This is a genomic window from Rhodoplanes elegans, assembly GCF_016653355.1.
GTDB classification, from domain to species: Bacteria; Pseudomonadota; Alphaproteobacteria; order Rhizobiales; family Xanthobacteraceae; genus Rhodoplanes; species Rhodoplanes elegans.
The window spans coordinates 8,178-28,028 of record NZ_NHSK01000074.1; the positions used below are offsets into that span (position 1 = coordinate 8,178).

Sequence of the window (19,851 nt, forward strand, 5' to 3'; positions counted from 1 at the left end):
GCCGGCTCTCCCCCAAGAGCCGGCCGCACCCCTTTTATACGCTGAAAAATCAACGAAATCCATCTGTTATCCGGCACGTTCGCGTCGTTTGGTGCACGAACGGAACACGCACACGATGCAACGATCTGGGGAAATTTTGGGGAATCTGTTCACCCTTCGGGCTCGCCCGGCAGGTCGTCGACCCGGCACCACTCGTCGCGCGGCACTACGTGCGCGTAGCGGGCGGCCGAGCGCGGGTCCGACCAGTTCCCCGTCGCCACCAGCCCCTGCACGTCGGCGCCGCCGTACATCCGCATCCAAGTCGCCCATGTGTGCCGGAAGGTGTGGAAGTTCACCCACGCCAGCCGGTAGTCGGGCCGCGGCCGGCGCTGGCCCGTCTTGCCGCGGGGCGGCATCGGCACGTCGCACACCGCGAGCTTGGCGCGCAGGAACTGGTCCTTCAGCCGGCCGCCGTAGGCGAACTGGAACACCCGGCCGGCGCCGGTCTCGGGTCGAATGGCACGGAGCTGCGCCACCAGGTCGGCCCGGAGCTTGGCGGTGCGCGCCTCCCCGGTCTTGGTGAGCCCGACATAGGCCGTCCCACCGGCCAGGTCGATGTCCTCCCACCGCAGCCGCAGCGCCTCGTTGATGCGCATCCCGGTGTAGAGCAGAAGCCGGAGGAGCAGCCCGAGCCGAGCGTCGATCTGGTCGGCCTCGCGGATGATGGCGAACGCATCCGGCTGCGTCAGGAACCGGGTAACGACCCGCCCCTTAGCGCCCTTGGGCCGGCGGATCGGGCGATCGACGCCAGCATGGCGCAGCACGGCCGACAGCGGCGTGTAGAAGCACGTGTTGCGGGTCTGCGGTTGGACGGCCGGATAGAGCTCGACAGCGGCCCGGTCGATCTCGGCTTGCGTGATCCCCGACAGCGGCGTGTCGCCGAACCGGTCCAGGAGCTTCAGGAGGTACTTGCGGCGCCGGCCGGCTCGGACGTAGCCCTCGACGGCGTCGGCGAACGTAGGCTCGTGGCGCGGGGCAGGCGGGGTGCTCCACTCGCCGGCCTCGATCTCGCGCTCTACCTCGCGGAGCCGCCGTTCGGCGATCCGCCGGTCAGGAGAGCCCGCACTGCGCTCGACCGCGATCCCGCGGTGTGTGCCGCGGATTTCCCAGTTCGGCGTCCGGCCGAGGCGGGGCGGGCGGAGACGGAGAGCCATTGCATGGTCTCGGCGATGCGGTCCAGGTCTCGGGGGCTGAACAGCATAGTGCGACCCGCGCGGGTGTAGAAGGGGCGCCCGGTGTGGTCTACGGGGTGAGCCCGCAGCCACGACCGGAGCCAGCGCGGCCCCTTGCGGAACCGCTCGGCAGCCTCCCGGATGGTCAGGAGGTCGGGCATGGTCACCCTCTCTTCGGCATGCGGTTCTTGTTCCACCGGAAAAACTGCCCGAGACAGCGCCAAACCCGGCGGTTGCGCTTCAGACGGAACCTGAACCTCACCTCCAGGAACGGGCTCCCGCGCAACCGCAAGAACCCGTCGGGCACGATCTGGTGCGGGCGGCGCTTCTTCGGCAGCTCGGACCAGGACGGGCGGCGCATGGTCAGGCGGGCTCCATGCCGGACGGCAACGCCTTGCGTGGCGGCGGCGCTTTCTTGGCGTACTCGCGCACGTCCTGGAATATCGGCGCCTTCGTGTCGATCCCGTGCTTCTCGATCCACGCATCGATTGCGGCGTTGACCATGTCGGCGAGATCGCGTTCTTGATCGGCTGTGAAACTGAGGAACTCACCGTCCTCGTTCATCCGGTCTTCGTTCTGGCCGTAGAACAGGTCATACAGTACATCAGCGTCGACATGCAGGTCGAAGTCGCCATCCTGGCACTCGGCGACGAGGCCGTAGCCATAGTCATCGAGACGCGCGAGCGCTTGTTCTTTGGAATCGCACAGATCGGTGAAGAACTCGCCGCCGACATCGGTCGTGAACCACCAGCGATAGGGCCGCTCCGCAGCGACGACGGGAGTCGCCACTGGCGCAGCGGCAGACTCGCAGACAGCCGCAGGGGTGGCGCTGATTGCGGCAACCGCGGGAACAGCAGCGGCGACTTTCAGAACAGAGCGTCTCGAAAATTTGGACATCCTCATCTCCTGTTACCCGCACGCCGGCCGCGCGGGCGGGGTGGTCAGCCCTTCGCCTTCCACGCCCGGAGCGCGGCGATGCAGATCAGCTCGTCAATCGTCACTGCCGCCTCCCCTGGACCGAAACGTCGGCCATCCCAGATGCCGACTGAAACAACTGCTGAGACGCACCCTCACATAGCGTGTTCATCACGCCGGGATCGCCGCGGGACGCGACGGCGATGGTGAGCCCGAGTGAATGGACGAGCCGCTCGATCATGACGGCGGCGCGAGCCGGGTCTTTGCGGGCGTGGACGCACTCGCGTGAGCAAAGCTTGGAGAGCTGGTCGGAGAAGTCGGGGTCGATGGTCATGTCACTTCTCCTCGGCCGGCGGGGCGCTACTGATGCGGTAGTGAGTCGGGAGGATTGTCGTGTCGTCTTGAAATTGAAATACATCATGTCCCGTTAGAAGCCCCCGCCAACGTTGGCCGTCCCAATACCCGTGGCCTAACCGGAGATCACGCCAAGACTTGATCACCGCGGATTTCGGACCCCCACGACAATCGTCAAGCTTCAAATCGCGGTAGAAATACTCGACTTGACACGGCGCGGCGGGGAGATGTTCGATGGGCTCCCACGCGACCCGCTCCGCCGCATCCAGCGCATCCCTGATCAGCGTTTCGGTCACGCTCGGCGGTGCGTCGATCATGTCGCGCAGGATTTCCGCTGCCGCCTCGATCTGCTTCTCGGTCGCCATGGTCACGTTCCTTTGAACGCGTTGGTCAACACGTCGCGGCAGCGGAGCAGCCGGCGGCGTCGCTCCACCGCGCCTTCCCGAACCGTCAGCAGATCATTTAGACGGCCCGACATGTCCTTGAACACGACGTACATAGGATCGTCCGGCGACACGCCGTGCTCGTCAGGACTCTCGTCGAACGAGAGTTCCGCGACTGTCATGGAGTCCATGTCCTCGTCGTCCAGATCGGCCACCATCGTGGCCAGCATCGAGATTGCCATCGCTCTACCTCTCCACCCATCCGTTGCCCTGCTCGCGCGCCGGCCCGGCGCCGCTGGTTTGCACGTTGATCGCATTGACGCGAGCACGCGGGTTCTTTGCGTTGATGAAAAACCTCGTCTCCGAACCGTCCTGATCGGTGATGCAGACAAACCATGACGAGCCCGACATGCGCTCGATCTGCACGTCAGCCCCGCGGGCCACGACCTCGTCGATGGCGCCTGCGTCGTCGTGGCGGAGGTCAGGCATTGGACGGCTCCCGCGCCACCGTGACCGGGACGACCTTCCATCGATCGTCGTCGCCCATGATGCGCCTCGCGTTGTTGAGTCTGATCGCCTCGTCAATGTTGCCGAAGGCCGAAGCAGCCCAGACCTCGCCGAATCCATGCTCCGGGTGCCACGGCGCCCACATCTTGATGGTGGTCTCAGCCATCGGCGTTGCCCTCCATCACCTTTCGGATCGCGTCGCGTATCTCGTGCTGCCGCTTCCAGTAGCGATCGGCCGTGTCGCGCGACACGTACCCGTCCCCGCCATACTCTCCACCGCACAGCGGGCACGGCTGCTCTTCCTCTCCGCAGACGCACAGATCGCCTCCGCAATGGCAGGCGATCTCGCCATCACCGTTGCACCGCGGGCAGAGGACGTGATCAGTCGGGATGCTGGGCTCATGGTAGTCGTCCTCGTTGTCACACATCGGTCTTCTCCGTGCTCTGCAGGCGGGCGATAAGGTCGCTGGCCGTGTGCAAAACAGCCGTGCGCCCACAGGTGCATGTATTGCCGCCGCGACAGAACCCGACGTGCGCAGACCAGCGCGCGATCCATCCTTCACACGCCTCCAGAGCCTCCGCCGCCTCGGCCAGATCGCGCCTGGCGGCGTCTCGGTCGGCCTTCACCCGCGTCAGTTCGGCTTCGTACTCGGGCCACACCTCGCCGCCAGCCGCCGCGCGCGCCAGAAAGTCGGCGGTCTCGGATAGTTCGGTGTTGGTCGTGACGAACGCAGCGCGGATGTTCTCCGGCGCCTCGTCGAGCGACGCGATAATGCCGCGGCCGGCCGTTGATGAGGCACACCAGAAGCAGCACGACGAAGAACGCCACAAGCCCAACCGTAATCGGCCAAAGCGCCACAAATGCTGCAAGGCGCTCATCGCCCGCCCCTCCTCAATCTCTGAGCACGACTGATCCGTCCATGCGCTTCTTCCACCGGCTATCGCGTGAGCAGGGGAAGCGTGACGGCTTTCGGATTCCCAAGTGCTTGGCCTTTCGACGCTTCGCCCGCGCGATCGTCGCGAGGTCGCCATCCGGCCCGTAGGTCTTGGCGTCGGCGCAGGCCTTGTGCGCCGGCCGCAGCTCGCCGCGATCGTCACTGCCACCCAACCCGAGCGCCGTGGGGTGCTCGACGATCCACCCGTCGCCAGCCTCGATCTTCCCGCCACAGCAACAGCAGACCCCGCCGGCGCGCTCGAAGATCGCCAGCCGCTCGCGAGGCGACAGCTTCCGGCGCTGCGTGGTGGAGACGTCGGTCATGCGGCGTTCTCGGCTTGACTGGTGAGCGCGACGCTCGTCGTACCGATCAGGCCCGATACGATATCGAGGACCCGTTGCTTGCTTTCGTTGAACACTTTACCGCCCATCGCTCGCATCGACTGGCTCTTGGCCGTGTAGACCGACACGACTGCTTCTGACACCGTGACCACGGCGAACTCGTCCATCGGTCCGACAAACGCTGCGACACGGTGGGCCTCGGCTTTCGACGCGCAGACGATCGATCGCTCGTCGCAATACCCGGCCTTGATCAACGCCCATTTCCGCAGCGCTTCGGGGTTGGGGAACTGGTCGGCCATGTGCTCGGGGAGGTTCCGCCACGCTTCGGTCAGGGCCGCGAAATAGAAACGATGGCTCTTGGCCGACCGCTGTTCGACCACCTCCAGATTGTACACCTCTCCGACGACGAAGTCCTGATCAGCTCGTTTCCGGAACGAGTTGAGCACAACGAATCCGTCGCCATCCCATCGGGCAGGGGTCATGCCGCACTCCCATACATACGCTGAAGCGTTGCGATCTTCTCGTCCATCTCAGCGAGGAAATCGACGACGGCCTTCTCGATCTCGACGATCTGCTCCTCATCCCACCGAATCCGTCTCACGAACAGTTTCATGGACTCCGGCATCCGGTTGTCGAACGATACAAAGTCGCACCATCGGCGATTGGTGCAGCGCATCTGCCACAGCATTTGCTTGACGTATTTGCTCGGGATTGAGCCGCCGATCAGAGTCTCGATGTGCGTCGCGGTGTTCGGGCACTTGATCTCCACAAGCCCGTCGTCGTCGACAAGCCCATCAGGGCTGGCGCCGGACATCCGGATGACAGGATGCGGGACGAACCCGACCTCCGCCACGGTACTGCCGGTCACGAACTCGTACGCGGCGCGTGCCTCGGCCTCAGTCTCGATCCCCCAGCGCATGGCGTCGGTGGTGAATCCCTCGGCCGGGACGCCGGTGAGCCGCTCCGAGATCAGCGTCGCCATCAGGTTCGCCCGGGACGCGCCCCACCCCGTCTTGGTGCGCGCCATCAGGTCGGCGATGCGTGATGCCGTGACGCGGCCGGCCCTGGCAGCTTTCCATTCCTCTGAGCCCTGGACCAGATCGGCTGTCATGCGCTGGGCTCCGCAGCGCGTGCGGCTTTCGCCTTCAGTGCCGCCACGGCCTTGTCGTAACTGGCGGCCGGGATGTCTTCGATCGCCCCGATTTCGCATTTGCACGCCTTCGCCATGTACTTCAAGAACCCCGGGATGTCCGTCCCCGTGGCGACGATGCGCGTCTGAAGATCGGCCACTTGATCCTGCGTGATGGTGTCCGCCGGCTCGGCGCTCTTGGCGTCGTCGTCGGCGCTGGCCGCGAGCCCGAGCGCGGCTTTGAGCGTGTAGCGAGACAGGTACGTCACGGCGCTGGCGACCGCCTAATGGCTGTTCTTGTTGCCGGTGTCGTCACGCCCGGCGCTCAGCGTGTTCTCCTCGAAATAGCCGTCGCGGTGCGAGATGATGCACGTCACGGTCACCGGCTCGTTCACCGGAGACTGCGTGCGGAACCGGTACGAGAGGCCGTGTCGCGCTAAGATCGGGTCGACGACGCTGGCGATCCCGGCGAGGTCTTCGTGTCGGTAGTGCGTCCTCCCCTTGGTGGACGTGAAGTCGACCTCGCGGTTCTTGAAGATCACCGGGATCTCGGCCTTGGCGTTGGCGATGGCCGCGTTGAACGCCTTGCGAGCCTCGTTCGCCTCCCACCGCTCGTGCAGCGACATCAAACGTTCCATGACGTCGATGCCGGCGCCGCGCTCGACCGCGGCCTGAAGCATCGCCATCGGCGTCATGCCGACTGGCGCCAGCGGCGTGTCTTCGTGAACGATCACCTGTCCCATCTTACTCTCCAGTGCTCCGACGACGCCGGCCGCCGCCTGCCCAATGCTGATTGCGTCGCGCTCGCTCATGCCTCGCTCCCGATGCCGAGCTTGGCCCGCACCGCGGCGATTGCGGCCAGCGTCTCGGCGTCGCCGCGCTCGATCTTGGCGTCGACCTTCCGGATCCCGTGAAGCACCGAAGTGTGATCTCTGCCGCCGAGCACGCGGCCAATCTCGGGCAGGCTGATGCCCTTCACGTCCCGCAGCATCCAGTAGGCCAGATGCCTCGCCCGGACGATCGGCGCATCCCGGCGCGGCGCCCGCAGGTCCATCGGCGAAAAGCCGTAGTGCTGGCCCACGATCTCGACGATGCGGCGATGCGTGATCATGACGTAGCGCGTCGGCACGGTGTGCGGCGACCGATACCGGACCGTGCCGTTCTCAAACCGCACCGCGACGTCGGGGTCGAACTCGACGACGTGGGTGATCGGCGCCGGGCCCGGTGTTGGCTCGGGCGCGCTCTCCGGCACCGGCACCGGGATCGCGATCAGGAACGGCCGGCGCTGTGCCTCCGGATCGGGCCGGGCGTTGGCCGACATGCGGGCGAGGCGCGCCCGGTGGTCGTTGAGCCACGTCGCCGGGTTGAACGGGCGCATCCGGACTTGGCTGGGGGCTGAGGCGTCGATCGCGGGCATGGGCGTCAGTCCAGCGTGATGGTGCAGCGGCGGACGCGGTATCCGGCCTTCTTGGCGGCCCCCCACCCGGCGACCAGGTCGTCGTCGAACATCTCCGCAATGTTTCTCCGCACGTCCTTGGCGAGGCTTTCTGTCGACCATGGAAGGATGACGACGACGCCATCTTCGTCAGTGGTTGTCGCGACATACGCCAGCGTCGATGTGGATTCGCGTGCCATGGTCAAGCCGCCTCCAGCCGCCCGACGACCGTCGCGATCAGCTCGGCGACCGTCGTGTCCCCGCTCACCGCGTCGGCGCCGATCCGGACGCCGAACTCGATCTCGAGCCGCACCGCGATCTCGTCGACCTCCAGCTCGTCGGCGTGCAGCGAGTACAGCGTCCGGTCGTCGGTGATCTCGTCGGGCTCGTAGCTCACGACGCTGCACAGAACGGCGCGAACTTGGTCGGCGGCGGTCTGCTTCGGGTGGACCATGACTTGCTCCTGTCTGGTGGCAGGTTGTGCTTGATCGAGGATTCGCATCGGCGTCGTGAGGTGGCTCATGACGGTGCCGTCCATTCGAGAGCGATCGTCTCGCCGTCCATGTCCCACGTCGCGTCATCGACATTCGCCGGGACCGGCAGGTCTTTGTCGCGCAGCCATTCCAGGATCATCTCTTTCAGGTCCTTCTTGGCGAAGGCGTACCGGCGTGTGATCTGGCGTTCCATCTTGGCCTCACGCTGCATCGTTGGGATCGAACGGGTCGCACACCACCGCGCCGAGGTGCTTCGACGGCGCCGGCAGGTCGACCACCGCGTCGCGCGCGATGGTGTCGATCGCGGCGCTTGGCCGGCAACGGAGGTTGGCCGGCCACATGGCCCGTCTGGCCCGCTGCACCTGCAGCCCGAGTGCGCGGCGATGGATCAGCGCAGGGTCCGCCTCGATCGGGATCACGTCGCCGTCGTGGCGGGTGGCTGGGTCTTGGTTGCGGCGCTGGCGAGCGAACCAGTCGAGCGGCTTGCGGACGATCTGTGCGGTCATGGTGTCACCCATTCATGTTCGGCAGGCATTCCATCGACACGACTTCCTTGCTGCCGAGCGAGATGCCCATTTCGCGCAGATCGCCGTACCCCTCAATGAAGGTCGTGTACTTGTCGACGAGCCCGCGGGCGTAGAGCTGAGCGATATGTTCGATGTGGCGCTCGATGGTGTCGAACGGGTAGAAGCTCGCGCGGTACTCGGCCATGAAATCCGGCGTGAACTTCTTGCGGTCGATCGTAATGCTGACCTCTTGGGTCACAGATACGGTTGTAGTGCGCATGCGCCATCCTCCGTCGATCACCAGCGCTTTGGTATTGCCACGAAAATCTTGTCTGCCCAGTCAGTCCGATCTGGCGTCTTCGCCAACAGAAAGCCTGCGCTCTCGATTGCGTCGATCGCCTCTTTTGCGACGACCTCCGCATTGTCCACGCCGACTCGCCGGTTTGACAGAAGATCGGAGACAATGCGGACCAGCTCGTCATAGTGCGGGCTCAGATTACTCATCGATCACCTTCGACGGCCGCCGCGATCTGGTTGAGATGCGTCCCGAGTTCTGGATGCTCATCGCGCACCAGACTCCGGATGTCGTTCGGGAGCCCGTCCCACGCATCGAGCAACGGGCCGATCAGAGGCATGACGCGAGCGGCTTGCTCCGCCCGGAGCGCAGCGCGCTCGGCCTCAGTGACAGGCTCAGTGCCGCCCTCGGCACGCGCTATCAGCGCCTCGTTCTCGCGAATCTGCCAGTCGATCGGATACGGCGGCTCAGAGTCGTAGGAGTGAAAGTGCTCGCGCAACGCCTTGAGCTTCGCCGTGTTGTTTTTCAGCTCGTTCACGGCGTCGTCGATCAGCTCGGCCGCCATGATGGGCAGAGCGGCATCGGCAGCGCGGTCGCGCCAGTCTTTGGCGTACCATCGAAGCGCTTCGGATACGGTTCTAACGATCTTGGTCATGATAGGCCTCTTACAGTCCTATGGTCTTGGCGAACCTGTCGCGTGCGCCCCGCAGGTATGAGTACGCCTCGGCGCTCGGGAATTTCACATGCGGCTCTTTCCACACCGCATCGAACTCGGCGACAAAATGCATCCCGGCGGCGACAATCTCGACGGTTTGTTCAGGGTGCGGGAGGCGCAGTTTGGAGATAGCGCGCTCTTTCAGAGCGGTGGTCTGCGCGGCGAGGTGGGGACGGTACGGGTAGAGGGCCTCACTTTGGGCCGCGAGGACCAGATCATCGATCATTTTTTCGGCGTCATCTTTGGTCATCCTCACGTCTCCGCAGCATCGGACGTCACGACATGGTCGTTGATAGCTCTCAACGACACGGCGAATGCGTGGTCGCATGGCTGAACGCCATACAGCCTTCCGTTCCCCCACCGCTCTGCCTTGGCGCCGCAGTCATATTCCCAGAACGCGAAATCGTCCTCTGTCTCGTCGGCGCTGTCGTGCAACCGGCTGCCACATGCCGGGCATAAATCGGGCATGATCTTCTTCATGCTTTCTCCAGAATATGAGTTGTTGATGCGATCGAGATCAGCACATCACGGAATGCTGGCGGCGTCGCATTCCTGATGCGCGTCTTGTCCTTTCCGCCGACCATGGCGGTCATCCCGATGCGCCGCGCCTTCTCATAGCCGTAGCGGGCAAGCGCGGTCGGGTGCAGGCGCTGCGCGCCCTTTGACCAGTCCAGTTCGGGGAGTGTCGTGTGAGCGGCGTAGAGCCACGTCGGTTTGCGGCTCATGTGTCCGTAATGGCCTTGTTCGACATAACAGGTGTATCCGATCAGATCGCCGGCTGGCTGCCAGCCTGTGTGACGCTTGGGCCGGTCAATGCCGAAGTGCTTCCACGCATGACTGTCAGCCGGATGTTCGAGGACTCCGCCCCAGCGGCGAACCGCATAGACCGCAGCAGAGAAGCACCCACCGTCATCGCCGAGCTTGAATTGGTGTGGCTTGCGTGTGCTGCCATGCCAAAAGCGGCCCCATCGCTGACACGGCGGATGTGCGACGACCGGCCACGGTCCGGCATAGTTCCTCGCGTCGCGCTGCTCGTCCCACGGGTCGACTCCTTTGATCCCGGAGTAACAACCCCCCGCCTCGACAAACAGCGCGGCAATCACCCCACCCTCCTGATCTGCTCGCGCCCCGCCACGGTCAGCCCGAGCCGCCACAGCCTGGGCAGGCCGCGGGGCTGCACGATCTCCGTGATCTCGACCAGGCCGAGCCGGCTGAGGCTCTGCGCGTGCGACCAGAGGATCGCGCGGGCGCCCGGCGAGATCGGCTTGAACGTCGGCTTGGTTCCCTGTCCGCGGTACGGGTGCAGCACGAGCGCGTGGAGCGCGCCGAGGTGGCGAGTGGTGAGGTCGGTCATGGGGTGCGGCCCTCGGCATCCTGCGCCGCAGGCGAAATAAAATCGCGCACCCACTGCGGTAGCCGCGAAATCCGCTCGCTCGTGATCGCCGCATAATCGTAGTTGGGCTGCTTCGTATCGTCGTAGTGAAGTAGCCACAGAAACGGTTGCTCGATCCACGGGCACACGAACTCGCCGCGGTTCCGAAGCTTCATAAGATTGTGGCAGAGCGCTTCGCGCGCGTCGTGGTAGCCGACCCACACTCCGTCATTCATGTGACCGCTCGATCTGACGTTCCGCCAGTCATCGACTTTTGGCATCCAATTGTATGAGACCTTAGCCGCATTCACGGTGTTGCCGCGGAACGTGTCGAATGACAGCAGCAAGCCGTCCCGGTGGGCGAACACGAAAAAAGTCTCGATCACGCCGTTATGCGACGACGGCCACTCGTCGGCCAGCACTTGCTCGAACCCGAGTCTGTCCAAGATCGATAGGTAGCGCGCGAGGGAGTCGCCATACGTGGTGTCGCCAACCTCATGCAGCGCATCGCGCTTCATCTTGCTGTGCGTGCAGGCGAACAGGAGCCCGAGTGCAGCCGTCTCGTCATTGAGCGACTCCCCCATGCGCTCACCCGTCAACCCTTCGGCCGCAGCCAACGGATCAAAACTCAGCAGGTCGTCGATCTTGCTCACGCTCACCTCCCCGTCATCACGAACCGCGCCGTCTCGGCGCTGACATGCACCGTCGCGCCGACCCGCGGCTCCGACATCACGGCGAGCACCGACGGGACCCAGTGGTCGAGCCGGTACCGCCGCATCCAGCGCGCGATGAGCAGGGCCTCGCGGGCGGCCCGGAACAGCGCCGAGTCCGGGGTCCGCCGTTCCTCGGCGATGCGGCGCTCCCTGATCACGTGCCAGCGCAGCGCCTCGCAGGCCTGCGTCGCGTCGGCCACCTGTCGTCGGATCAGGAGATCGATGACGGGGCCGAACCAGATTCGCGACTGGTCGTTGTCGGGGCCGAGCCGGATCGTGCGCTCGGCCGCCAGCTTCATGTTGTTCGGCTCGCGGAACTCGGCCCGGAACGCGGCCGTAATGCCGGCCTCGTGGGCGGCGAGCGCGTCGGCGCCGGAGGCTTTGGCCTGGGCCGTGGCGACGGCGGCGACGCGCGTGAGGCGAGTACGGCGCGGAACGTGAGTGATGGGCGTGGCGATGCGGTCGAGCATGGCGGGCCTCACATCTTCGAAGACAGGATCAGCAACGACAGCCAGCCGGCGCCGGCACCGGAAAGGAAGCTCGGGATGTCAGCGTCCGGCGACGTCATCGCCACGGCGACGGCGAGCGCGGTCACGAGGATCGTCGACCAGCGGAATGTGGTGGCGAGCATGGTGTTCATCCCCAGAACGAAACGGCCGACGCGATGATCGGCGCAGCGGGATCGGGCAGAGCGGGCGGCGGCGCGTCGGCGAAACGGTCGCAGCACTCGATCAGTTCGGCGCGCTCCGCGGCGTCGGCGTCCCAGGCGCAGATCAGCGTCAGGGCCGAAGCGCGCCAGTTCTCCCAGCGGTCGTGGTCGAGCCGGACCGACAGCGTCGGGCGGCGGGCGCCGAGCTGGACGGCGCGAGAGATGAGTCCGTGCGACGTGGTGAACATGGCGGACTCTAACGTCCGAGCCCGAGGACGACGTATCCCGGCTCAATGCCAAACTGCCCCCCAGTCAGCACGTATTTGATGCGCCGCCGGAGTTCGTAAGGTCGGTTGTCGCTGATGGTACGCGTGAAATTGTTACGCTCTCGATCCCACCGTTTGAGGATCAGGGTATCGCCCTTCTGAAAGCCGCGATCGTCACGGCGAACCTCAAACGTTTTTTCTCCGTTGGAGATCGCGTCCCAATAGACGTCCCAACATTTCAGATCGTGTTCGCGAGCCATCGCATTCATGCTTATCCGGTTGGCACACACAGCCCTAGATGTTGTGGTCATCGCCATCGCCCAAAACTGAGTTGAAACCACGCCCATCGAATCCACCAGATCGTTTCGCCATCGGCTTTGGCAGTTTCGGTTAGGTCGCGTCGAAAGCGTGCGCTCGGCAGAAGCCAGAAACCAAAGGGGTTTAGCTCCAGAGAGATACGAGTGGCGCGCAAGGGATAAGGCAGGGGGTTTTTCATGGCTCATCCTCTTCAGGGGGTCGAAGGCTGTCGATATGCACGCCGCATCGACCGCAAATCTTCGGATCGCTCTTGCTCGCGACGTGGCCGGTGCAAGCCTCTTCGGAAAACCAAGGCCCATACAGTTCGAGAACCTCGCTCTCACCCTCCATCTTTATGACATCGCAGGGGCGGGCGGCGGTTCTGCCGGCTTCCAAGGCCGAATTGATAAATCCAAATCCGGTCGGGACTGGCGCCAACGGATGGTCGCGAAGCCATTGGCAAGAGAGACAGACGCAAGTCTTGGCCTCGTAAGATGCGGAGATCGAACGACCGCAGTCTTCGCAGGTGAAGTGCGTGGCGCCCTCTCGATCAACAAACGGGATCAACATCTAGTATGCCTCAGCGCTTGTGTGCGTTAACCGGATAAGCATGATCGCATTCCTCCTCACAGCAGTCCGTCGCGCCGCAGCGCCGCGGCCAGATCAGCGGCCGGCGCCTGGCGCTTCGCCCGGTACGTGGCGACGTTCATTTCGTGGTTCGCCCGGAACTCCGCCGTGTCGATGCCGGCGTCCCTGATCACGCGCTTGATCCAGCCGAGCGCGGTCGGGTCGTCGATCTTGAGCGCGCAGACCAGTCCGTACAACGCGAGCCGGAGCATCACGCCGTCGGTGAGCGCGCGGCCCGGCAGCATGGGGATGGGCTCGCTCATGACGCGGGCTTCGTGGTGCGGGCGGCGGCGAGGGCGGCGTTGACTATCGTAATTGTATAACGACGCTCGGGCACAAGCCGGATGCTAGGAGCATGCAGTCGAGCGATCTGAGCGCCTCCGTCAGCTTCTCGATCAGCGCGGCTTGGCGTTCGATATTCGCGGTCAACCGGCCGTTCTCGGCCATCAGGTCGCAGACTTCGTCGTGGTGTCCCATTATCCCCTCCTCACGGCCACAAACGGCCAGAACGTCCTCGCATCGGGCAGCCGGCGCCTGACCGGCGGCACATGGCTGGCGACGAGCCGCGCCGTGACGCTCGGACCGCGCCCGGCATCCCAATCGGCCCGCAGCTCGGCGAGACGGCGCGGCTGCTCCGGGAGGCGGCGGGTCATGATCAGGACTCGCTGCCCGCGACCTCGACCGGATGACCGGACTCGTCGAGCGAGTACCAAGTCATCGGTGTGATGCCCTCGCGGCCGACGATGCCGGCCCAGACGTGAGTAATCGCGCCGTCATCGTCACGGCGATCGAGATGCAACGCCGATCCTGCAACGCCCCGCACGCGGCCGTAGCGACCGCTCGCATGGGCGGTAGCCGTAGCGTGCATGGCCGAGGCCGCGCCCCTGTAGCCGGTGGCCGAGGCCGCGCCCCTGTCGCCGGTGGCCGAGGCCGCGCCCCTGTAGCCGGTGGCCGAGGCCGCGCCCCTGTAGCCGGTGGCCGAGGCCGCGCCCCTGTCGCCGGTGGCCGAGGCCGCGCCCCTGTAGCCGGTGGCCGAGGCCGCGCCGCTGTCGCCGGTGGCCGAGGCCGCGCCGCTGTCGCCGGTGGCCGAGGCCGCGCCGCAGTTGCCGGTGGCCGTTTCGCCCTCGATCGTTGCCCGCGACCACACATAATCCCAGGCGCGCCGCACGAGGTCGCTGATCGAGAGTTCGACGTTGATCGTGATCCGTGCCGCAGCGATCTTCGTGTCGCTGTCGTTGCCGTCCATCTCGCCGGACAGCGTCACCTCGGCGTAGCGGTTGCTGGCTGGCGCGTAGTAGCCGAAAACGTCAAGCGGGTGTTCGCAGGCGTGGAAGCCCGAAGCGCAGGCTTCGATCTTGCCGGCGTGCTCGTAGGTCTTCCCGACCTCGTACTGATAGCCGCGGCAGCGAAGCTGCGCGTCGAAGCCCTTGAAGGCCGTGACAATATTCTCCACGGCCGGGGCGATTTCTGCGGTCGTGGCAGTCACCTCGGTCTTGCGTCTGCGAGCCATGTCGGTGGCCTTTCGGAGTGATCAGGATCGGAAGGGTGAAAGCGGCAGGGTTTGAGCCCCGCCTACTGCATCAGCGGTCCAGCGCGGCGCCGAGCCGCTGCGCCTCGATCCGGTCGGTCTCGACGCCGTCCCGGGCGTACCGCTCGCACGCCGCGTCGTAGGCCGCGGTCAGGTCGACACCGACGGGCACCGGCGGCGGGAACATGGGCGGGTGCTCGGCGAGCATCGCGGCGTGGCGAGCCGCGGCACGGGGCGGGACGGCGCCCGCGCTGCTAAAGCTGATGCGGTCGGTGATGGTCATGATCACTCTCCCCCCGGCGCGGCGGCAAAACGCTCGGCCGCGGTATGGAAGGCATCGACATTCGTGATACCGAGACCGCCGAGAACATCCGCGGCGAGCAGCGCGTCTTCTCCGAACATCGTCAGGAAAAAGCGGGCAAGAACGGCGACGACCACATGGTCGTCGATGTCGATGGCTGCGTCGGTGGTCATGGTCCTCTCCTGATCAGTTCAGCAAGTGGGGGCTTTCGCCCCCGCCGTCACTTCAGCTCGATCAGGTCGGCGAGGAACTGAACTTCCTCGATCAGCTTCGCGCGCTCCCGGGCGTTCTTGGTGCGAGCGACCTGGGCGGCGACCCGGTCGTATCGGGACGCCAGCTCGAGGCGGGCGGCTTGTCCGTGGCGGCGGTTCAGTTCGTTGCGGCGGCGGCTGGTCATTGGTAGCTCCCGTTCCCGTGCTTCGATGGTCTAAATGTACACGAGGTGCACACGGATGTCCAGGGGGCATGTGCATGTCATGTAAAAAAATGTTCAGCAGACCTTGCCGCCGAGAGGCGGCTGGGTCATCTTTGATGCGCGTGTCGTTGCTGAAAGGCCGGGCGAAGACCTCGGCCGCAGGGCAGGCAGGCAAAAAGAAAGCCGGGCAGGGTGGCGACCCTCCCGGCTTCGATCGGGGGCGTGCTGAAAAGCCCCGACCGCTTGGTGTGTACGGTTTACATAGCGGCCGTTACAAAATCAAGCGTCTTCCCTTTCGGGTCAGCACAAATCGCCGGCATAGGGCGCGCACCTCGTCGTGTGTTGCGCCTCCGCCCGCGATAGAGGGCCGAACCCGCGGAGCATGACGTGGGGGGACGAGACCGGCGAGAGCCGGAGACGAGCGGTGCCGGCAACGGCACCTCGGAGCCCTCGATCCCACGAGGGTCCGGACCGGGCTCCGGCTGGCGCCGACCCGGTGGGCGCGCCCGGCTGGCGGATCGGCTTGGCGATAAGCGCCCGCGTCAATGACAGACGTAAAGCCGACAGCGTGACCCCGGCTTCCCTTCCTCGACGAAGGTCGTTCGATCCGTCCGTGCTCGTGGCCTCGCCTAACTTCGGGGTTCAGAGGATGGCTTCGCCCTCGCTGGCGAAGCTATGCCCGGACCAGCAGCCTTCATCGAGGTTCAGGGGCCTTCTGAAGTTGCTTCTACCCTTACGAGAGTCTACGGTTGAGAGATCAACGCAGGGGTGGTTTATCATGCGCAATGTGATTGCAATCGCTGCACTTTCGTTTTTCGTCGCGGCCGGATGCGCCGGCACGCCGACTGCGCCTCCTGTCGCAATCGCAGCCGAGCCGCCGCCGGCGCCGGTCGTCATCACGTCGAAGATGCGGTCGGCGATCGAGCGGGGCGCCAGGCAAGGCCTTAAAGACCCCGACAGCGCGCGATTCGGCGACATGAAAGCCTCCACGGGCAAGGAGGGCCTCGTCAACGTTTGCGGTTGGCTGAACGCCAAGAACAGCTACGGCGGGTACACCGGCATGGGTCCGTTCACCGGGCAGCTTGCGGGCGAAACCTTCGTGCTGCTCGGGTCCGGGACGTTCGATTCGATCGGCGGGCGCGCTGTCTTGGAGATCTGCCGGACGCGCTATGGGCTGCCGCTCGACTAATCGACACGGAGTCGGGCGATGCTGCCGTCGCGGGAGGGTCAGTGCTTGTCGTCCAGCACGGCCCGGGCGTGGCGGGCGATCTGCCGGCGCTGATCGGGTTCGGCTGACGAGAGCAGCATGTCGAGCTCATCCGGCTCGTCGGGATGCCGGGTCAGCAGCGTGATCGGGTCGGTGCCGTACACCGCGGCGAGCGCCTCGAGCAAGTCGCCTGTGTAATCCTGCACGCCACGCTCGATTCTGGACAAGCTGGCGTGGCTGTAGTCGATCTTGGCGCCGACCTCCTCAAGGGTCATCTCGCGCTTTTCCCGCCACTCTCGCAGGTAGTTCCTGCGGCGGCAGACCCTTCGCCTCTTTGCACTAACCATCTTTGCCATGTGCACATGATGCACCGGCCATCCCTGTGAATCCATGTCGCTGGGTGCACAAGGGGGCTGGACGATCATGTGCACAGGGTGTACATTACGCGACATGACGAAGACCTCGAAGCCCAAGACGAAACTCGCGGCCTGGATGAAGGACAACGGCATTACGGATGCCGACCTCGCCGAAATGGTCGGTACGTCCCGCGAGCAGATCAACCGCGTCCGAAATGGCGTGAGCTCCCCGTCGTGGGGGCTTGCGGCCAAGCTGAAGGCCGCGACACGAGGCGTCATCACGGCTGACGACTTTCTGCCGGACGCCGCGGCATGACGCTTTCAGTTGCACCCGCCGCGCGCCGGCATCCGCAGCACGCCAGCCGGCGCCACGATGCGCGCCACCACCACGCGTTCGCGGGTGCGGCCGTCCAGGCTGGTCTGCTCCGTGTAGAGCGTGAGCCGCTCGTTCGGCCCGATCTGTTCGATGGCGCCGATGCCGTCCGCATACACGTCCGGAATGGGCGTGATCTCGACCAAATGCGTCCTGCTCATCGCAATCCCCTGGCGCGCTCTTCTGTCGGCGCGCGGGAATTGTGTGCGCGGATCGCTGTTTCATCAACCTGAACTGGTAAACGATCATCTGATTAGCTCCCGGCTTGGTTAAGGCGAGCATCTGACGATCTGATCAGATCATCGGTTGTTGCGTGAAACCTCGTAAGCGTCTGTCCGTAGGAAAAACGGGTGATAGCATGAGCATTGACACGCAAGCAGACCAGCGCCGCCACACGCACCCGGCGCCGCCGCGGATGCCGCCGGACGTGGAGCCGATCACACAGCCGCTCGTCTTCACACATCGCCCTCTGTCGGATGTTGAGGTCGCCGTGCTCCGCACGATGCGACCGGCGGGCGATCTCTACGTCCACGAGCCCGACCTCTCCCTCCACGTCATCAGCATGGCCCTCGCCGCGATCTCCGGCGCGCTGGTGGGATTCGTCATCAGGGGGCTGCTGTGAGCCCGGACCTGCACTCCACGCGCGTCCGCCCCGAGTTGGCCGGCTCCGCCCTCATCGTGCTGCTCGGCTTCATCGTCGCGGCGGCGCTGATCACGATCCTTGTGCTGGTGGTGGTGTCATGACCCAGCACCGCACCGAAACCGACCGCCTCGTTGCGATGTGCTCGCCCGTGGTGGCGGACGCGCGGCGGACCCGGATCGCGCTCGACGCTCTCGCTGCGCACATCGAGTGCAGAACCGCCGTGCTGCGGGAGATGCGGCGCGAGGCCGCGATCGGCGCGCGCGTCGCCGAGCTGAAGCGCATCTCCGGAGCGAGCTGATGAACGACGTCCGCCCTTGGCACACCGAAGTCGGCACCACCCTCGTCACGATCCCAGCCGTCCTGCTCGGCAGCACGTGGCTGCTCATCAACCTCGCGGTCTGGCTCGCCTGGAGCGCCAGCCTCTTCGTCTCCGCGCCGCTCGCCGCCGTGTGCCGCGCGGTCGCTGCGGATGTGGCGGGGCCGCGATGAGCACTCTTCGCGCGCGCCGTCGAGCACGTGATGTGGCCCCGCGGGCTTGCCTGCACCTGTGCTGCAATAGGCATGAGGACGGGTCCTTTGCGGGGCGCGTGTCGGCGATCGAGGTCGCCCGCCGGGGCGAGTCCGTTGCGCTGGAACACTGGTCCCGCGGCGTTCGTCTGACGCTCGACGACGGCGGCCTGCGGCTTCTGCGCCGTCGGTGTGTCGTGCTCGACAGCAAGCAGTGGGTCGGGAACTGGTCCTGGAACCTCTACGTCGTCCCGGTCGCGGACGTCGCAGCCGTGATCGAGGCAGCCATGTCGGCCGGGTTCACGTGCGAGTCGGCAACCGGCGAGCACGCGATTCACCTGAGTGAGCTGCTCGACGCGCGCCGAGCCGGGCCGTGGGCCGGGTCGTCGGCTGAGATCGAGATTGCCCTCGCGGCTTTCGGTGAGTGCGCCTGACATGCAGATCCCCACGCGCACCCGTTCCTCCCGGTGCTCCATCCCCCGCGGGGCCACTGGCGCCGGCTCGCTGCTCCGTGTGAGCGCGGCCGGCGCCTCTTTCATCACGAGGTTCGCGCCGGCTTCGGCCGTGCGCCTCAAGACCCTGGCATCGCCACCGACGCCGATCGATGCGGTGGCGTTTGCGATCCCGCTGGCAGACCGGGTGGGGCACGTCTGCATGGTGGGGAGCCGGGCCGCGGACGCCTCGCGGCCCGGCTCCTTACGCCCTGCGACCCGGTACGCGAGACCGGTCCGGACCGCGGCGGCGAACGTGATTTGCTCATTGGTTTGAACGGTGATCGTCATGACCACATCGTCCTCTGCGACCGCGGTTAAGGCAAATGGGCGGGGGTACAGCTCGGCTGTCATTCGCAGCCAACCTGGCACCGCTCAGTCGATTTTGTCGAAGTTCTTCAACGAAAGGATTGGTCGGCAGCGGAAACCGTGGGCGCTGCTCTGCGTGTGGCTCGGGATCGACGAACACACCGCCAAACACAGGCTCGCCGAGCGCCGGGATTTTTCCCCAGATGACATCGTGACCGCGCTTCGCGGCGAACTCGGCGGCGACCTTCTAGCCGCGATCATGGGCGACTCCAAGGCGGCTTGGTACGCCAAATACAAACGCACGCTCGACATTGCCAACCTCAGGAAGTTGCAAGCCGAGCACCAACGACTGCTCGAAAAGTTGGAACAGGACGCTGCCGAATGAACGGGTTTTTGTCTGATCTCTGCATTTGGCAGTCCACACGACTGCTGATCCGCTCGCGCCAATGGTCCGAGTGGGCGCGGATGCTCAATCACTCCGATCGGCTGACGGCCGTGCGGAGACTTTACGAGGCTCATTGGCGCGAACGCGCAGTTGCAGGGCTACAGCCGAGCCGTCGCGATTAGGCGCTGAGAA

General features: G+C 65.4%; 46 protein-coding genes and 1 pseudogene. 8 read left to right on the top strand and 39 right to left on the bottom strand.

From position 1 onward, the window contains the following. Positions 1-149 precede the first annotated feature (149 nt). The 37 genes and pseudogenes from CCR97_RS07585 to CCR97_RS07770 form a co-directional block, all read right to left on the bottom strand. Positions 150-1,193 (bottom strand): tyrosine-type recombinase/integrase, encoded by a 1,044-nt coding sequence (locus CCR97_RS07585; RefSeq protein WP_201159423.1) that lies wholly within the window; start codon positions 1,191-1,193, stop codon positions 150-152. Positions 1,194-1,574: 381 nt separating this feature from the next. Further along, the gene (locus CCR97_RS07590) at positions 1,575-2,108 is read right to left on the bottom strand and encodes a hypothetical protein (protein ID WP_146618680.1); all 534 of its coding nucleotides are present in this window, start codon (positions 2,106-2,108) and stop codon (positions 1,575-1,577) included. Positions 2,109-2,208: 100 nt separating this feature from the next. Beyond that, a complete protein-coding gene (locus CCR97_RS07595) occupies positions 2,209-2,460 on the bottom strand; it encodes a hypothetical protein (RefSeq protein WP_111356259.1) in 252 nt (83 codons plus the stop codon). A gap of 1 nt (position 2,461) precedes the next feature. Further along, positions 2,462-2,845: a hypothetical protein gene (locus tag CCR97_RS07600; RefSeq protein WP_111356260.1), complete on the bottom strand. Its 384-nt coding sequence runs from the start codon at positions 2,843-2,845 to the stop codon at positions 2,462-2,464. A 2-nt stretch (positions 2,846-2,847) separates the two neighbouring features. After that, positions 2,848-3,105, bottom strand: a complete 258-nt coding sequence (locus CCR97_RS07605) for a hypothetical protein (RefSeq protein WP_111356261.1) — start codon at positions 3,103-3,105, stop codon at positions 2,848-2,850. Positions 3,106-3,109: 4 nt separating this feature from the next. After that, positions 3,110-3,352 carry a hypothetical protein gene (locus CCR97_RS07610; protein WP_111356262.1) on the bottom strand — a complete coding sequence of 81 codons (243 nt, stop codon included), beginning with the start codon at positions 3,350-3,352 and terminating at the stop codon, positions 3,110-3,112. Beyond that, positions 3,345-3,536 carry a hypothetical protein gene (locus CCR97_RS07615; RefSeq protein WP_111356263.1) on the bottom strand — a complete coding sequence of 64 codons (192 nt, stop codon included), beginning with the start codon at positions 3,534-3,536 and terminating at the stop codon, positions 3,345-3,347. The genes CCR97_RS07610 and CCR97_RS07615 overlap by 8 nt, the downstream gene beginning before the upstream one ends. Continuing rightward, on the bottom strand, positions 3,529-3,798 hold the full coding sequence (locus tag CCR97_RS07620; protein WP_111356264.1) for a hypothetical protein: 270 nt from the start codon (positions 3,796-3,798) through the stop codon (positions 3,529-3,531). Before CCR97_RS07620 ends, CCR97_RS07615 begins: the two co-directional genes overlap by 8 nt. Further along, positions 3,791-4,249: a hypothetical protein gene (locus CCR97_RS07625; RefSeq protein ID WP_170145734.1), complete on the bottom strand. Its 459-nt coding sequence runs from the start codon at positions 4,247-4,249 to the stop codon at positions 3,791-3,793. The genes CCR97_RS07620 and CCR97_RS07625 overlap by 8 nt, the downstream gene beginning before the upstream one ends. Positions 4,250-4,262: 13 nt before the next feature. Next, complete coding sequence (locus CCR97_RS07630; RefSeq protein WP_111356266.1) at positions 4,263-4,628, bottom strand: hypothetical protein; 366 nt, start codon at positions 4,626-4,628, stop codon at positions 4,263-4,265. Continuing rightward, positions 4,625-5,128, bottom strand: a complete 504-nt coding sequence (locus tag CCR97_RS07635) for a hypothetical protein (RefSeq protein WP_111356267.1) — start codon at positions 5,126-5,128, stop codon at positions 4,625-4,627. Before CCR97_RS07635 ends, CCR97_RS07630 begins: the two co-directional genes overlap by 4 nt. Further along, positions 5,125-5,757, bottom strand: a complete 633-nt coding sequence (locus tag CCR97_RS07640) for a lambda exonuclease family protein (protein WP_111356268.1) — start codon at positions 5,755-5,757, stop codon at positions 5,125-5,127. The genes CCR97_RS07635 and CCR97_RS07640 overlap by 4 nt, the downstream gene beginning before the upstream one ends. After that, a pseudogene (locus tag CCR97_RS32255) lies at positions 5,754-6,587 on the bottom strand (ERF family protein). The gene CCR97_RS07640 and the pseudogene CCR97_RS32255 overlap by 4 nt, the downstream one beginning before the upstream one ends. Further along, complete coding sequence (locus tag CCR97_RS07655; protein WP_170145735.1) at positions 6,584-7,192, bottom strand: helix-turn-helix domain-containing protein; 609 nt, start codon at positions 7,190-7,192, stop codon at positions 6,584-6,586. The pseudogene CCR97_RS32255 and the gene CCR97_RS07655 overlap by 4 nt, the downstream one beginning before the upstream one ends. Positions 7,193-7,197: 5 nt before the next feature. Continuing rightward, positions 7,198-7,410, bottom strand: coding sequence for a hypothetical protein (locus tag CCR97_RS07660; RefSeq protein WP_170145736.1), 213 nt, complete (start codon positions 7,408-7,410; stop codon positions 7,198-7,200). Between the two features lie 2 nt (positions 7,411-7,412). Then, a complete protein-coding gene (locus CCR97_RS07665; RefSeq protein ID WP_207199411.1) occupies positions 7,413-7,664 on the bottom strand; it encodes an acyl carrier protein in 252 nt (83 codons plus the stop codon). Positions 7,665-7,729: 65 nt separating this feature from the next. Next, the gene (locus tag CCR97_RS07670; RefSeq protein WP_170145737.1) at positions 7,730-7,897 is read right to left on the bottom strand and encodes a hypothetical protein; all 168 of its coding nucleotides are present in this window, start codon (positions 7,895-7,897) and stop codon (positions 7,730-7,732) included. 7 nt (positions 7,898-7,904) lie between these two features. Continuing rightward, entirely contained in the window at positions 7,905-8,210 is a 306-nt protein-coding gene (locus tag CCR97_RS07675; protein ID WP_146618681.1) for a hypothetical protein, read from the bottom strand. 4 nt (positions 8,211-8,214) lie between these two features. Further along, a complete protein-coding gene (locus tag CCR97_RS07680) occupies positions 8,215-8,490 on the bottom strand; it encodes a hypothetical protein (protein ID WP_111356275.1) in 276 nt (91 codons plus the stop codon). 17 nt (positions 8,491-8,507) lie between these two features. Continuing rightward, positions 8,508-8,714, bottom strand: coding sequence for a hypothetical protein (locus CCR97_RS07685; protein ID WP_111356276.1), 207 nt, complete (start codon positions 8,712-8,714; stop codon positions 8,508-8,510). After that, a complete protein-coding gene (locus CCR97_RS07690) occupies positions 8,711-9,160 on the bottom strand; it encodes a hypothetical protein (RefSeq protein ID WP_111356277.1) in 450 nt (149 codons plus the stop codon). The genes CCR97_RS07685 and CCR97_RS07690 overlap by 4 nt, the downstream gene beginning before the upstream one ends. A 10-nt stretch (positions 9,161-9,170) precedes the next feature. Next, positions 9,171-9,470 (bottom strand): hypothetical protein, encoded by a 300-nt coding sequence (locus CCR97_RS07695; protein ID WP_111356278.1) that lies wholly within the window; start codon positions 9,468-9,470, stop codon positions 9,171-9,173. A gap of 2 nt (positions 9,471-9,472) precedes the next feature. Then, a complete protein-coding gene (locus tag CCR97_RS07700) occupies positions 9,473-9,700 on the bottom strand; it encodes a hypothetical protein (protein ID WP_111356279.1) in 228 nt (75 codons plus the stop codon). After that, positions 9,697-10,323, bottom strand: a complete 627-nt coding sequence (locus CCR97_RS07705; protein WP_111356280.1) for a hypothetical protein — start codon at positions 10,321-10,323, stop codon at positions 9,697-9,699. Before CCR97_RS07705 ends, CCR97_RS07700 begins: the two co-directional genes overlap by 4 nt. Next, positions 10,320-10,574 carry a hypothetical protein gene (locus tag CCR97_RS07710; protein WP_111356281.1) on the bottom strand — a complete coding sequence of 85 codons (255 nt, stop codon included), beginning with the start codon at positions 10,572-10,574 and terminating at the stop codon, positions 10,320-10,322. Before CCR97_RS07710 ends, CCR97_RS07705 begins: the two co-directional genes overlap by 4 nt. Next, the gene (locus CCR97_RS07715) at positions 10,571-11,245 is read right to left on the bottom strand and encodes a hypothetical protein (RefSeq protein ID WP_111356282.1); all 675 of its coding nucleotides are present in this window, start codon (positions 11,243-11,245) and stop codon (positions 10,571-10,573) included. Before CCR97_RS07715 ends, CCR97_RS07710 begins: the two co-directional genes overlap by 4 nt. Before the next feature lie 2 nt (positions 11,246-11,247). Next, positions 11,248-11,775, bottom strand: a complete 528-nt coding sequence (locus CCR97_RS07720) for a hypothetical protein (protein WP_111356283.1) — start codon at positions 11,773-11,775, stop codon at positions 11,248-11,250. An 8-nt stretch (positions 11,776-11,783) separates the two neighbouring features. Then, positions 11,784-11,936, bottom strand: a complete 153-nt coding sequence (locus CCR97_RS07725; RefSeq protein ID WP_170145738.1) for a hypothetical protein — start codon at positions 11,934-11,936, stop codon at positions 11,784-11,786. Positions 11,937-11,941: 5 nt separating this feature from the next. Then, entirely contained in the window at positions 11,942-12,202 is a 261-nt protein-coding gene (locus tag CCR97_RS07730) for a hypothetical protein (protein WP_111356284.1), read from the bottom strand. Positions 12,203-12,210: 8 nt separating this feature from the next. Next, positions 12,211-12,567, bottom strand: coding sequence for a DUF3850 domain-containing protein (locus CCR97_RS07735; protein WP_244670331.1), 357 nt, complete (start codon positions 12,565-12,567; stop codon positions 12,211-12,213). A gap of 576 nt (positions 12,568-13,143) precedes the next feature. Further along, positions 13,144-13,407 carry a hypothetical protein gene (locus CCR97_RS07740; RefSeq protein WP_111356285.1) on the bottom strand — a complete coding sequence of 88 codons (264 nt, stop codon included), beginning with the start codon at positions 13,405-13,407 and terminating at the stop codon, positions 13,144-13,146. Positions 13,408-13,450: 43 nt separating this feature from the next. Then, positions 13,451-13,621, bottom strand: a complete 171-nt coding sequence (locus tag CCR97_RS07745) for a hypothetical protein (protein ID WP_170145739.1) — start codon at positions 13,619-13,621, stop codon at positions 13,451-13,453. Beyond that, positions 13,621-13,797 carry a hypothetical protein gene (locus tag CCR97_RS07750; RefSeq protein ID WP_170145740.1) on the bottom strand — a complete coding sequence of 59 codons (177 nt, stop codon included), beginning with the start codon at positions 13,795-13,797 and terminating at the stop codon, positions 13,621-13,623. The genes CCR97_RS07745 and CCR97_RS07750 overlap by 1 nt, the downstream gene beginning before the upstream one ends. Positions 13,798-13,799: 2 nt before the next feature. Then, on the bottom strand, positions 13,800-14,654 hold the full coding sequence (locus CCR97_RS07755; RefSeq protein ID WP_207199412.1) for a DUF7666 domain-containing protein: 855 nt from the start codon (positions 14,652-14,654) through the stop codon (positions 13,800-13,802). Positions 14,655-14,724: 70 nt separating this feature from the next. After that, positions 14,725-14,955, bottom strand: a complete 231-nt coding sequence (locus CCR97_RS07760) for a hypothetical protein (protein WP_111356287.1) — start codon at positions 14,953-14,955, stop codon at positions 14,725-14,727. Positions 14,956-14,957: 2 nt separating this feature from the next. Then, a complete protein-coding gene (locus tag CCR97_RS07765; protein WP_111356288.1) occupies positions 14,958-15,146 on the bottom strand; it encodes a hypothetical protein in 189 nt (62 codons plus the stop codon). A 47-nt stretch (positions 15,147-15,193) separates the two neighbouring features. Beyond that, a complete protein-coding gene (locus tag CCR97_RS07770; RefSeq protein WP_170145741.1) occupies positions 15,194-15,370 on the bottom strand; it encodes a hypothetical protein in 177 nt (58 codons plus the stop codon). 796 nt (positions 15,371-16,166) lie between these two features. Here CCR97_RS07770 and CCR97_RS07775 point away from each other — a divergent pair. Beyond that, positions 16,167-16,577: a hypothetical protein gene (locus CCR97_RS07775; RefSeq protein WP_146618683.1), complete on the top strand. Its 411-nt coding sequence runs from the start codon at positions 16,167-16,169 to the stop codon at positions 16,575-16,577. A gap of 38 nt (positions 16,578-16,615) precedes the next feature. Here CCR97_RS07775 and CCR97_RS07780 read toward each other — a convergent pair whose 3' ends face one another. Continuing rightward, positions 16,616-17,104: a helix-turn-helix domain-containing protein gene (locus tag CCR97_RS07780; RefSeq protein ID WP_111356290.1), complete on the bottom strand. Its 489-nt coding sequence runs from the start codon at positions 17,102-17,104 to the stop codon at positions 16,616-16,618. Here CCR97_RS07780 and CCR97_RS07785 point away from each other — a divergent pair. Beyond that, a complete protein-coding gene (locus tag CCR97_RS07785; RefSeq protein WP_201159424.1) occupies positions 17,046-17,267 on the top strand; it encodes a helix-turn-helix transcriptional regulator in 222 nt (73 codons plus the stop codon). The genes CCR97_RS07780 and CCR97_RS07785 overlap by 59 nt on opposite strands. Positions 17,268-17,272: 5 nt before the next feature. On the opposite strand, the gene CCR97_RS07790 is transcribed toward CCR97_RS07785, so the two are convergent. Further along, complete coding sequence (locus CCR97_RS07790) at positions 17,273-17,485, bottom strand: hypothetical protein (protein WP_146618684.1); 213 nt, start codon at positions 17,483-17,485, stop codon at positions 17,273-17,275. A 197-nt stretch (positions 17,486-17,682) separates the two neighbouring features. On the opposite strand from CCR97_RS07790, the gene CCR97_RS07795 reads away from it, so the two are divergent. From CCR97_RS07795 to CCR97_RS07815, 6 genes are all read left to right on the top strand, one after another. Then, entirely contained in the window at positions 17,683-17,946 is a 264-nt protein-coding gene (locus tag CCR97_RS07795) for a hypothetical protein (RefSeq protein WP_111356292.1), read from the top strand. Further along, the gene (locus CCR97_RS32025; protein ID WP_274611497.1) at positions 17,943-18,068 is read left to right on the top strand and encodes a hypothetical protein; all 126 of its coding nucleotides are present in this window, start codon (positions 17,943-17,945) and stop codon (positions 18,066-18,068) included. The genes CCR97_RS07795 and CCR97_RS32025 overlap by 4 nt, the downstream gene beginning before the upstream one ends. Further along, positions 18,065-18,265 carry a hypothetical protein gene (locus CCR97_RS07800; RefSeq protein WP_111356293.1) on the top strand — a complete coding sequence of 67 codons (201 nt, stop codon included), beginning with the start codon at positions 18,065-18,067 and terminating at the stop codon, positions 18,263-18,265. Before CCR97_RS32025 ends, CCR97_RS07800 begins: the two co-directional genes overlap by 4 nt. Then, positions 18,265-18,456: a hypothetical protein gene (locus CCR97_RS07805; RefSeq protein ID WP_111356294.1), complete on the top strand. Its 192-nt coding sequence runs from the start codon at positions 18,265-18,267 to the stop codon at positions 18,454-18,456. The genes CCR97_RS07800 and CCR97_RS07805 overlap by 1 nt, the downstream gene beginning before the upstream one ends. Positions 18,457-18,554: 98 nt before the next feature. Next, positions 18,555-18,908 (top strand): hypothetical protein, encoded by a 354-nt coding sequence (locus tag CCR97_RS07810; protein WP_146618685.1) that lies wholly within the window; start codon positions 18,555-18,557, stop codon positions 18,906-18,908. Between the two features lie 346 nt (positions 18,909-19,254). Beyond that, positions 19,255-19,659 carry a hypothetical protein gene (locus CCR97_RS07815; protein WP_146618610.1) on the top strand — a complete coding sequence of 135 codons (405 nt, stop codon included), beginning with the start codon at positions 19,255-19,257 and terminating at the stop codon, positions 19,657-19,659. Positions 19,660-19,851 lie beyond the last annotated feature (192 nt).